The organism is Parabacteroides sp. FAFU027 (assembly GCF_022808675.1).
In the GTDB taxonomy this organism is placed as follows: Bacteria; Bacteroidota; Bacteroidia; order Bacteroidales; family UBA7332; genus CAXXIC01.
In genome coordinates this window covers 359,416-371,531 of sequence record NZ_JAKZKV010000004.1, presented here as the reverse complement: position 1 = coordinate 371,531, position 12,116 = coordinate 359,416, and the positions used below count along the sequence as shown (strand labels likewise).

At 43.4% G+C, this 12,116-nt stretch carries 8 protein-coding genes; all 8 read right to left on the bottom strand.

Annotation, left to right across the window (positions count from 1 at the left end):
* Positions 1–48 precede the first annotated feature (48 nt).
* On the bottom strand, positions 49–957 hold the full coding sequence (locus MLE17_RS08735) for an alpha/beta hydrolase (protein ID WP_243348397.1): 909 nt from the start codon (positions 955–957) through the stop codon (positions 49–51).
* Positions 958–969: 12 nt separating this feature from the next.
* Positions 970–1,887, bottom strand: coding sequence for an alpha/beta hydrolase (locus MLE17_RS08730; protein WP_243348396.1), 918 nt, complete (start codon positions 1,885–1,887; stop codon positions 970–972).
* Between the two features lie 164 nt (positions 1,888–2,051).
* Positions 2,052–3,173 (bottom strand): alpha/beta hydrolase-fold protein, encoded by a 1,122-nt coding sequence (locus tag MLE17_RS08725; RefSeq protein WP_243348395.1) that lies wholly within the window; start codon positions 3,171–3,173, stop codon positions 2,052–2,054.
* A gap of 41 nt (positions 3,174–3,214) precedes the next feature.
* Positions 3,215–4,786, bottom strand: coding sequence for an alpha/beta hydrolase family esterase (locus MLE17_RS08720; RefSeq protein WP_243348394.1), 1,572 nt, complete (start codon positions 4,784–4,786; stop codon positions 3,215–3,217).
* A gap of 286 nt (positions 4,787–5,072) precedes the next feature.
* Positions 5,073–5,987: an alpha/beta hydrolase family protein gene (locus MLE17_RS08715; RefSeq protein ID WP_243348393.1), complete on the bottom strand. Its 915-nt coding sequence runs from the start codon at positions 5,985–5,987 to the stop codon at positions 5,073–5,075.
* Positions 5,988–6,009: 22 nt separating this feature from the next.
* The gene (locus MLE17_RS08710; RefSeq protein ID WP_243348392.1) at positions 6,010–7,353 is read right to left on the bottom strand and encodes a family 43 glycosylhydrolase; all 1,344 of its coding nucleotides are present in this window, start codon (positions 7,351–7,353) and stop codon (positions 6,010–6,012) included.
* Between the two features lie 88 nt (positions 7,354–7,441).
* The gene (locus tag MLE17_RS08705) at positions 7,442–9,424 is read right to left on the bottom strand and encodes an alpha/beta hydrolase-fold protein (protein WP_243348391.1); all 1,983 of its coding nucleotides are present in this window, start codon (positions 9,422–9,424) and stop codon (positions 7,442–7,444) included.
* A gap of 22 nt (positions 9,425–9,446) precedes the next feature.
* The gene (locus tag MLE17_RS08700) at positions 9,447–12,056 is read right to left on the bottom strand and encodes a TIM-barrel domain-containing protein (RefSeq protein WP_243348390.1); all 2,610 of its coding nucleotides are present in this window, start codon (positions 12,054–12,056) and stop codon (positions 9,447–9,449) included.
* Positions 12,057–12,116: the final 60 nt, after the last annotated feature.

Genomic DNA, 12,116 nt, shown 5'->3' with positions numbered 1-12,116 from the left:
TATAAATAGAAACTGCCGGGACCATCTCAAAATCACCCGGCAGTCTAATTATCTGTCTGCAATCAACTTAGCATCCACAAGCCATTGAAACAAAGGATCCATCCAACCTCTACGACCAAAAACAAAGCCATGTCCGCCTTTGGGGTAAATGTGCATCTCTACCGGAACCTTATGATGGCGCAATGCCTCGAAATATCCGATACTGTTATCCACATCGACCACGTTATCATCAGCAGTATGAGTTATGTAAGCCGGTGGGGTATCTTCATTCACCTGAAGTTCGTTGGAAAACAAGTCCACAATTCCCTTTGAAGGATTATCACCCAACAACTGGCTCCTGGAGCCGCTATGAGTGAGTTTATCCTGCATGCTGATAACCGGATACACCAAAATCTGAAAATCGGGACGAAGGCTCGTATTATTGAGGTTCTCGATCAGGGATTTCTGGTAATGAGTAGCCTCGGTTGATGCCAAATGCCCCCCGGCGGAAAAACCCATAATCCCGATTCTATGAGCATCAAGGCCCCATTTAGCCACATTTTCACGAACCAGTTTAATCGCTTGTTGCGCATCCTGTAACGGGGCTATTGATTTATCATTCATCCTTGAGTCATCCGGCAAACGATATTTGAGCACAAAGGCCGCAACACCATTTTTTGCAAACTCTTTAGCCGTAGAAACACCTTCCCCCTGATATACAATGACGCTATATCCGCCTCCCGGGCAAATAACAACAGCTGTTCCGGTTGCTTTTTCCTTTTCCGGAAGAAAGACTTCCAGGGTAGGATTTGAGACATTACGGCACATACCCGATTCGAAACTTTCAGAGGTTATCGTTCCGACTGTTTTTTTCGCGTTTGGAATATCACCGCTGTACAATGAAATAATCTCCTGAGCACCTACCAACAAAGGGCTCAGGAGTATTATTGAAAACGCAAACTTTAGTTTTTTTATCATGTGCGCCAAACTTTACAGAGCTTTCTTTTTCTTTGCACAAGTGGTAAAAAAGTCAACCATCATTTGAATGTTCTTTTCATCATGTACACCTGGCCCGTGGTTTCCTCCGGGAACCAGATAGAAACTGCTGGGCACTTTGGCCTTTTGCAAAGCATCAAAAAGCAATTCACTCTGACAATGAGGCACGACATTGTCTTTGTCTCCATGGAAAATCAGGAATGGAGGGTCTGTCGGATCTACATAAGTAATCGGACTGGCCAGCAAGCACTTCTCTTTATTTTCCTGAATAGCTCCACCAATGTAAAGAGAAGCCGGTGACTTTGCATCGTTATGAATAAAATTAGTACCACCGCAAGAGTCCATGACCAGCATGTTTGTAGGTCCAAACCAATCGACTACCGCATCGACTGAGCTGCTGTATTTGGTAAAAGGGCCAACAGTCCCTTCAATATCAACTGTCGTAGATCCGAGTTTCTGCGTTTTAGTATTTCGGGATGTTCCGGCCATCGCAGCCATATTTCCACCCGAAGAGCTGCCACTAATCCCCACGAAAGAGGTATTAAAATGATACTTGGTCGCATTAGCCCGTACAAAGCGAATAGCTGCTTTGACATCATTCATTGGAGCTGGAAATTTAGCATCCATACTTGAACGGTGATTGGGGGTTACGACTGCAAAACCGGCGTCAAGCAAGGCTTTTCCTATAGTACCCATATCTGCTCCTTTGGATGAATTTGACATCCAAGCACTACCGTAAACGTAAATCACAACTGGATAGGTCGGCTTTTGTATCGCAGGCAAATAAATATCCAGTCGGTGATATATCATGGAATCGCTGGCATAGTTGACTTCTTTCCAACTTTTAGAATCAGACTGGCCAAAACTATGCAACGACACAATTAAGGCAAATAGAATCGAAACAAATCTCATATTCAACAATTTAAGTATTAAACGAATCAAATCCACAAAAAACGGTTATCCACCCGGGAAGCATAAGAAGAGCCGACATTCTTCTTTTCATGAATATCTCTTGACGCTTGCCCGAATTAGGGGATAGTGCAAATCTAATGATTATCCAACTATTAACCTCCAAATTACCTAAAAAGCATTGGTGCAAGTTCGCGCAAACTACGACGCCAAGTAAGAAACTCGTGCGCTGTATTTTGCGACACATACGATACTACATTAAACCCGGCCCCCCTCAAGTCGGTAACCGCTTTTTTGACGCCATCAGGATTTTCACGGCTCCCACAACTAATGAAAATCAGCTTGAGCTTTGATTTATCTTTAATCTCAGTCGGTGTATAAACACCTCCACTCAAAAGAGCATAATACGAAAATAAATCAGGACGAGCCAGTGTAATCATGTGAGTCTCCACACCACCCATCGAAAGCCCTGCCATAGCGCGGTTAGAAGGATCAGCAAGCGTACGGAAGTTAGTATCGACAAAAGGTATCAACTCATCAACCAAAACCGTTTGGAAAGGCTTGATGTCGAAATTTTTAAGTCCTCCGAATTTTACATCATTCGTCATCCCGTAAGTCATAACGATGATAAACGGTTTGATTTTACCATCGGCAATCATATTATCCATAATAAGGTTGGCATGTCCCTGATTACTCCAAGCTGTTTCATCTTCGCCCCAACCGTGTTGCAAATACAATACAGGGTAGCGTTTTTTGGGGTCTTTGCCATAACCGGGAGGAGTATAAATAAAAGCCCGACGTGAAGTCCCGGTGCTTTTGGATGGGAATAAAACCTGCTGAACATTTCCGTGAGGAACATCTTTCAGGGCATAAAAGTCTTTATCCTGAGCGGGAATCTCAATACCACTTTCCCAACGGGCAGAACCGTAAAAATTTAAAGTACCAGGATCGTTGAATACGCCACCATCAATAGAGAGATGATAGTAATGGAAGCCTTCGTCCATCGGACCTTCAGTCGTACCTGTCCACACGCCACCAGCACCCTTAGTCAGTACTGTACCTCCTTTTCCACCTAATCCGAGGCTCACACTAACACTCTGAGCCTGAGGCGCCACTACACGAAACCGGGCATAACCTTGTGAATTTACTTGCGGGTACTCCTGACCAGGTTGATTTTTTGTAGAAGGCTTGAAGTCTTCAACGATTGCAGGCTGATTAGTCTGAGCTAAACAGGCGCTTCCGGCTAATACAGCGATGAAAATTAAAGATAAAAATTTGTGATTCATCATTACTAGATATTTTTACATTTATAAAAGATAAAAAGATATGCTCATTTCAATACTTTAGTTACATAGCTTCTTTCACAACTCGAAACTATATAAACTCCGTTCTTCAATTCCCGGAGAGAGAGGGACAAACTCTTTTTCGAACTTACCATATTGCCATTCACCGTATAAACATCCACAAGTTCATCAGCAGAGACAGTGTCTATTTTAGTTGTTTCAACCCCGGTATTATCATTAATAAAAGAGTAAACGCCAAGATCTGCCACCATCATCTCTACAAAACCGGCAGGCAGTGTGAAGCTCAGTTGATATTCACCGTAATTTCTGATTGTCACGTCATAAGATGCCAGCGTAAAGTTTTTAGCCACATTATTCTGAATACAATTCACCGGTTGGACAGCTAAGCTGTAGATGTCAGTGTTATTATTTCTGTTTTTCAATTGCATTGTCAGGGTTTTGCCGACACTTTCTGAATTATATGCTATCACGCGAAACTTAATTTTATAACGTCCTGGCTGAAGTTGTAACGTGCGTTGTTTATCGAACCCATAAGTCAGTGATCCGGTTTGTGACCCCGACTGTAGAAGAAACCCATGTTGATAATCACTTCCATCTCCGAGCGTTATTATTCGCGGTCCACTGGTTACTATTTGATTGCTACCGTTGACACTTCTACTATCCACAAAGGTTGTCCAGCCAACGGGTACAATACCTTCTTTCTGCATCTGAAAATTCGGATTCCACTTCAATGTAGTGTCGCAGACATCGTTAAGTGTATATCGCTTTACAAAATTCCATATTTCCTTACTCGGATTAAATGTATCCGTAATAGTGTATTCATGCCCCCTGCCGTCAAGTGCATAATAAATATATTGAAAACTACTATTGGCGGCAGAATAGACACTCTTAGTATAAACCCCGAGCTTATCAGTGACTACCGGAACAGGATTACATCCATTGCGTATCACCCAATTGTCAACTACAATAGGCACTGAATCTACCTTTACAAACCCATCATATTTGCCATGAATGTGCATAAATGGGACAGGCCGGGCGCCTATGTAATAACGATGGTACTCATTCAACGGATAACCGCTCACCGACGCGAATGCGGCGAAAGTCTTGGCTGCAACATTTGCTGCATGATACGTCTCCATTCCTCCTATTGAAAACCCAGATAAATAAACGCGTGACTTGTTTATTTTATACCTGTCATACATGGTATTGATAATAGCCCTGAAAAAAGTAATATCATCATCAGTTGCCCCACTAACATCCCATCCGGTATTCCCCCCACCTCCGAGAATTGCCTGTGGCAGGCCATCCGGATAAACTACGATAAAACGGGCTGTATCTGCGATGGATTCAAATCTTGCGCATTGCTGCTGTGCTGCCCCATTCCCCCAACGACCGTGAAGGGAGATCATCAGCGGACTGTTTTCCTCGATATTCGCCGGGACATGAACGACCATTGTACGATTATTTCCTGAAACATTTATGCTCATTGTACCGTCAAAAACGGAATTTGTAGCGTAGGTGAACAGAATATTTAGACACATTACCGACATTAACACCATTTTTATCAGAAAAACTTTGGGTTGATTTAATTTGTTCATTTTAAATATTTGGTCAAGCATTAAAAATGCCAGTTTTACATTTATATTCTCGTTATACAATAGATAATCAATACATATCCTTTAGCGGTTACACTTGAAACTTGCATAAGAGCCACACGCTTTGGCGAATGGCTGAATATGCTCGCTTCTTATCTTTTCTCTATTTATGTAAGTTCAAAAAAAGTGGTAGTTTACAAATTACAGAATATCACTTTGAGTAAAATCCCTATTTATGAATTACCCGATGTCTCAGTCTTAGCTGATTGCCCCCCACCTCAATAAGTCATTAGGGAATCATTTTCTTATCCACTTTCCATATCGGATTCTGAGACAGCCCGCAAGGATTACCGGCAAACATTTTACCAGCTTCTGCATCGCCTTTCAGTTGCCATTTAAACCATGCTGTCGCTACTTTGGCAAATTCACCGCCATGTGGTTGACTGTATGTTCCTCCATGGCCCACTTCCATATTGGCAACAAATACCGGAAGATGATTAATCCGGTTGAAATCATCCATTCCATTACCATAGGCAATATCCTTTTCACCACCAAGGATATACAACGTCGGAGTATGCAGTTTCAGGAGATTATCTTTGGTCAGATTTGGCATTCCGGGAAATCCACCTGCTGCATTCACAAAGATTCCGCTGTTACAAATAACCGCAGTCGTGACACGTGGATCGGGGGCTGTCTCCAGAGTCTGCAAACCGCCGCACGACATGCCGCTCACGGCTATTTTTGAAACATCGAGTTTGTTGTATAAGGGACTCTTTTTATCGCTGTTCTGAGCAATGGCCCAGTTAATCGCATCGGTCATTTGTGAGGATGTTGATTTACCCCCACCCTTTTCACCTTCCTGCGGCATTGGGCCAATTGCTATTACCACGAAACCATGCGAGGCAACTTCAGACAGGAAATTAAGGTGTTCCCAGGGCGAATTGGCACATGCACCATTTCCCCAGGCAATTATCGGGAGCTTTTTTGCCTTACCAAACGCACTCATATCTTTCGGGCGAAAAATAGTGTGCGTAGGCAAACTTTTGTCGGCGTACATGATGGCGCTGTATGGGCCTGTGCCTCCATCTTCGATCGTCCTTACTGTAGGCTTGGTAGCCGAAGCCTCTGTTTGTGCTAGTGCAGGCTGAAAGAAGCCGATCGCTGTAAATGCGGCTAATAACCAAAACAAATTCCGTTTTTTCATTGATATATAATAATTTAAAAGGTTAGAATTTTATCCAGTCAATCTCTACTGGATTGTTTCCGGCATTGGAAAGTATAAGGCTATGGATCCCTTTTTTCATACCTGATATTTTCACCCTCATCGTTTTCCATTCGGCAGATGCCGGAACTTTAATTGTACTTACCATTCCAGCTTTTTTACTATCCTGACAAATCGTCAAAACACCGCCTTTGGGCGAAATATATTTTATATCCAACCACTTATATGATTCTTTATCAAAGGCAACACTATTGTACTGAATCCAGGCATCCTTTGCGGTCAAAACAGTTTTCCAGCCTTTAAAGTAGTCCAGCGTATCGTTATATGCGATTGATGCACCTTTATCACTGATCAGGTTATATCTATCCAGCTGAATTTCATCGGATGCTTTTGTCAGGCCTACTCCCCGTAAGGTCGGTTTAACTTTACGGATAGTTCCGTCAGCATTAAAGTTCAGGCTATCGATACGAACCGAACGATTTTTGTCAAATTTCGGAGACCAGTCGTTTTGATGATAAAAGAGATACCATTGATCTTTGAAATTCACAATGGATTGGTGGTTGGTCCAGCAATTAGTAGGCGATTCATCCATGATTACTCCGGCAAACTTAAATGGACCCATCGGATTATCAGCTGTGGCATATTCGAGGCGTTCGATGGTATTTTCGACATGCGGATAGGTCATATAATAAATCCCGTTGCGCTCAAACATAAAAGGGCCTTCCTTCAACCCTTTTGTAGGAAGATCTTTGATTTCCTGTGGTTCGGAAGCAAGCTCCAGCATGTTCTCTTTCAACTTGGCGATAGAAATCTTTCCCATTGCCCAAATCAAATAAGCTTGCCCATCCTTGTCTATAAAGACATTAGGGTCAATTCCGGGTACTCCTTTTATGGGCTCATCCTGTGGAAGATATGGACCTTCGGGTTTTTCCGCAATCGCCACTCCGATACCAAAGCCTTTGCGACCGTTCGCTCCTACCAGATTAGTATTGGCAGGAAAATAGAAATAATACTTTCCATTGCGTTCCACACAATCGGGAGCCCACATGCTGTAAGAAGTTGAATCAACCCATTTCACCTTCTCCTGGCTTACGATAACGCCGTGATCTGTCCAGTCGGTCAGGTTATCGGAGGAAAAAACGTGATAATCGGCCATACAGAACCAATCCGGACGAAGACCTTTGCCCTGTGGTGTCAGAATATCGTGAGAAGGAAACAGATACACTTTTCCGTTAAACACCCTTGCGGTCGGATCGGCTGAGTATTGATTACGGATAACCGGATTCTGGCTAAAAGCCAGAACCGGTATTATTATCAATAGAATAGTTATTACAATGTGTCTTTTCATGGATTATAGAATCAAAAGTTATAATTTAATTAAGAAGCAAAGATTGGAGCTCTTCTCCATATGATTTTCGGTAAAATCAAAACGGTTCCTAATGCGAGGCGTTTTTAAAAATCTGCGAAGCAAATTCTTTTAAATCTCTTCGCCATGTGAGCCATTCATGAGCAGTACCCGGTGATTCGTAATAGACATATTTTACACCCTGTTGATCAAGCATGGCACGAAAAGCACCTACAGAGCCTGGAAATGGCACCGGTTCGGTAGTTCCTAATCCCAACCAGAAAAGTTTCAGCTTACTATTTACCGCTTTGCCATCTTTAAAAGCACCTCCCATAAAGGTTGCAGGATCAATAGCAGATGTTGACGGATAATTGGAAGTTCCACTAAACCCGGCTAAATAAGAAAACTTATCCAGATTATTCATTGCGATTGTGATTGCCTGGTTTGCACCCATTGACAAACCGGCAAGAGCACGGTGTTCGCGATCGGCAATAGTGCGGAATGAAGCATCAATCATAGGAATTACCTCCGAAGTCAGCACACTGTCAAATGCTGAGAACATAGGCTTTTGTTTATCTGAAGAACCGCCGGCTGGTCTGCTGGCATAGCCGTTATCCATGACCACAATCATAGGTACCGCCTTTTTAGCTGCAATCAGATTATCCAGAATCAGGTTTGCTTTCCCCTGATTAGTCCATCCGGTTTCATCTTCGCCACTTCCGTGTTGCAGATAGAGAACCGGGTATTTTCCAGTGACATTTGCATCATATCCGGCAGGAGTATAGACAAATGCTCTGCGCCATGATTGGGTTACCTTGGAGAAATAAGGGATCTGTCTGACCTGACCATGAGGAACATCTTTAGCAGCAAAAAAATCCACGCCTTTTTCCGGTATTTCAATACCACTGGCCATGCGACTCATTCCATAAAAAGTCTGGCTACTGGGATCACAAACGGCCACGCCATCAATCAAAATCGAATAATAGTGAAACCCTTCCACAATAGGATCAGTGGTGATTGCCCAGGAGCCTTCCTCCTCTTTCACCATATCGTATTTTTTGCCCAAATCAACCTGAACTTTGTGCGCCTCAGGTGCCTTTATGCGAAACAACACCCTATTATCAGATAATACCTGCGGATATTGCGCACCCGGAATATTTGTAGAGGCCGGAACAGCTGATACAACACTATTTCCCGCCGGAATATTGCTATACTGATTAATCAAAGCAGTTGTAACCGGTTTGAACAATAGTTGTGAAAACATATAAAGGTTCTGTTTCCATACTTTGAAATCATGGTATCCACCAGGTATAACCTGATAAATGTGAGGCACGTCATTAGCTGCCAGATAATCATGAGTCCGCTTACTAAAGGTAATCAGGCCATCCTTATCACCACAGGAAATCCAGAGCAGTTTTAGTTGTTTTTTAGTTTCGGCTGGATTTGGCGCCAGTTCCTGAGGAGTCTTTGTATTCGGAGCAGAGGAAAACCCTCCTACCCAGGCGAATTTGTCCGGGTTACCAAGACCGAAATTCAACGATTGCCCACCTCCCATTGATAAACCGGCAAGAGCCCGATACGCACGATCTCTGATCACAGGATATTTCTTTTCAATGGATGGGATCAGGTCGTTAAGCAGGTCTTTTTCAAAAGTTGCAAAACCCTGTACTTTATCTGCGGTCATGATATTCCCAACAGCACGGTCATCTTTGATTGCGCGACCATTAGGTAAAACCACGATCATCGGCGCTACTTTTTTATCAGCATAAAGATTATCGAGGATTGCCTGCGGATTCCCCTGATTAAACCACTCTTTTTCATCACCGCCAATGCCGTGCAAGAGATAGAGAACCGGATATTTTTTTTTAGGTAAATAGCCCGGTGGTGTGTAAACCAGCGCTTTTCGAGTTGCACCTACGGTGGCAGATGCATACCCAAACGTATCAATCTTGCCGTGCGGAATGCCATTTCGCGAAACGTCAAATCCTTCAGGCGCTTTTTCAAAATTCTGACTTTTCACAGTACTAAAACCAACTGTAAGACTTGTCAGAAGAAACAATGCTAATCTTTTCATTTTTTCAGTATTTCTATTTATCTCATTTCAGTTGAACTCTGATACTTTTTCCCGTATAATAAACTGCCTTTTTCATTTGGCTCAATCCAGCTCCTTTACCTGCCGATTCATCGACAACTACGATATTAAATTGACGTTTTGCCAGACAACCGGGGTAAGCACCCTGACGATCTCCAATTACCAAAGTGTGAGTACGTTCACTCCAATTAAAAGGAATTATTGAATACTTCCCTTTCTCATAATTGTAGCTATCGCCTTCATCTTCATACAATTCAAACTTGCCATCCGCACCTTTATACACTCTGATCTCAAGCGCCTCCGAAGATTGCTGGGCTGAATACTGAACAACTTTACCCATTGGAATAATGGAACCTGCTTTGACAAACAGAGGTATTCTGTCAAGCGGAGCTGATACAACGACTGTTTGTCCTCCGACGAAGCGTTTTCCTGTCCAGAAATCAAACCAGGAAGCCGATTCAGGCAAATAAACACTCGTTTCTGTAATTCCGGGTTCAGTAACAGGAGCCACCAGAATAGACTTACCAAACATATATTCAAAGGGCTGATTTAGTGCCTTCTTATCCTCTTTAAAATCCATTACTAACGGACGCATGAGAGTGGATCCTTTTCGGGTAACTTTCGACGCTTCAGAGTAAATATACGGTAGCAGCTGATAACGTAGATTCAACATTTTGCGCATGTTGTCCTCCACCGTTTGCCCGTATTTCCACGGCTCGGTTTCGGTCATGTAGCCGTGTATGCGGAAAACAGGATTGAACACGCCCCATTGAAACCAACGGGTCAACAGTTCGTGGTATTTCTTGTCGGTATATTGCGACTGCCCCGGACGGAAAAAGCCTCCGATATCGGTTGTCCAGTAAGGAAATCCGGTGACGGAATAATTCAATCCTGCCACAATCTGACGTCTGTATGTATCCCAGGTTCCGCCAATATCGCCCGACCAGTTGATAATACCGTAGCGTTGCTGCCCCAGATAAGCCGAACGGGTAAGTATGCACACCCGCTTTTGATCGGATGTTGCACGCTGGCCTTCGTACACCGATTTACTTACAAAATAAGGATAGGTCAGGCGGTAGAAGTCACCAATGTCAAAGGTGGTCTTTTCACCTTTCAACGCATCGTTTTCAGGTTCTACGGCATCCATCCACCACGAATCCACACCGTTATCGAACATATTTGTTTTCAAAATATTCCAATAATCTTTTCGGGTTTCGGGATTGAAATAGTCCAGCCATTTGGTATTCGGGATAAAGCGGTTTTTAGCAACAAACTCTTTGCCTATATCCGAATTTTTATCAGGATTTGACCAGATTGAGATATTGAAATGAGCATTCAAATCATGCAGTTTTCCAATAAATTCTTTTGGATTCGGGTAATTCTTCTCATCGAATTTCGGTACACCCCAACCATTATTGCCCCAATATTGCCAGTCCTGCACAATCACATCCACCGGTAAACTGCGTTTCCGGAACTCTTCTATCGTTTCTACTAATTGCTTGCCTGATGAGTAACGTTCGCGACATTGCCAGAAGCCATAAGCCCATTTGGGAAATAAAGGAGCATTGCCCGAAAGCTTGCGATAAGCGGCTATGACATCGTCAGCCGATCCGGCAAAAACCACGTAATCCAACGATTTGGCAACCGGAGAACGGAAAGTTGTAGTATTTGACTGCGCCTTCCACGACAAACGCGGCGTGTTATCGGATTTACACAACACTTGCACCTGATGCTCTCCGGCAGTCAACTGCACCAACGCGCCGACGGTAGGCGGCAGCCACATATTGCTTTGATCGACAACCGGTTTTCCGTCAATGGCAACAAAATGACGGTTTCCCATATCGCCAAGGTCAAGGAAAAGCGAATATTCCCCATTCTGAGGGACACTGAACTTTCCATTATAAAGCGATTGGTTTTGAGATACTTTTTGAGTACCAGCTGTCGTGGTTACTTCCGCTTCCTGATTGCCAGTTGTTGCCTGCTCCTGTTTGTTCAGTGCAATGGCATTATCAGTAGGATTGAAATCGGTAAGGCCGTACTGGTGCCACAACAAACCGTAGCCCCGGCTGGAATAGATAAACGGAATCGAAATCTGGGTATTGACCTGAGTCAAACGACGGGCAACACCGCGCAGGTTGTAATGTCCGTCCTGAAACTGTCCCAAGCCGAAGATTGCCTCTCCCGCAGGAGAATCAAACGTTTGTTCGGCCATAAAGCAGGGTTCACCCTGAATTGTACCGGGCTCTAGCTTGCGGGAGCCGGCCGATTCATTTACCAAAGGCTTGCCGGTTGCATCAAAAAACGACAGCTTGCCCGATTGCTTATCAACAGAAACACTTATTTTAGCGACCTTCACTTCCACCGCAGTAGCAGATTCCTGCACTTTAAAAGCCGGTGTGGGGGCATTGGATGTAAACACAAGCTCCTGCAGGTTGTCTTCTGCACCTTTGTAAAACTTCACCCGCACACTGTTTTCAGTCAACGGATTAAGAGCTAGCGTGCCTTCACTTAGAGTCACGACTACTCCTTTTTTATATTGCGTGAAACTTTTTACAGCCTGAGCAAAACAAATTGCAGGAAGTAAAAAGGTTAGCAATAGTATTTTTTTCTTCATGAATGTAGTTTTTAAGATTGAATATGAATATCAGACAATCTACCAAATAAATTGTCCTAT

Excerpts from the sequence above, each read along its gene's own strand:
- MLE17_RS08735 (WP_243348397.1), bottom strand. The coding sequence starts at position 957 with ATGATAAAAAAACTAAAGTTTGCGTTTTCAATAATACTCCTGAGCCCT.
- MLE17_RS08730 (WP_243348396.1), bottom strand. The coding sequence starts at position 1,887 with ATGAGATTTGTTTCGATTCTATTTGCCTTAATTGTGTCGTTGCATAGT.
- MLE17_RS08725 (WP_243348395.1), bottom strand. The coding sequence starts at position 3,173 with ATGATGAATCACAAATTTTTATCTTTAATTTTCATCGCTGTATTAGCC.
- MLE17_RS08720 (WP_243348394.1), bottom strand. The coding sequence starts at position 4,786 with ATGAACAAATTAAATCAACCCAAAGTTTTTCTGATAAAAATGGTGTTA.
- MLE17_RS08715 (WP_243348393.1), bottom strand. The coding sequence starts at position 5,987 with ATGAAAAAACGGAATTTGTTTTGGTTATTAGCCGCATTTACAGCGATC.
- MLE17_RS08710 (WP_243348392.1), bottom strand. The coding sequence starts at position 7,353 with ATGAAAAGACACATTGTAATAACTATTCTATTGATAATAATACCGGTT.
- MLE17_RS08705 (WP_243348391.1), bottom strand. The coding sequence starts at position 9,424 with ATGAAAAGATTAGCATTGTTTCTTCTGACAAGTCTTACAGTTGGTTTT.
- MLE17_RS08700 (WP_243348390.1), bottom strand. The coding sequence starts at position 12,056 with ATGAAGAAAAAAATACTATTGCTAACCTTTTTACTTCCTGCAATTTGT.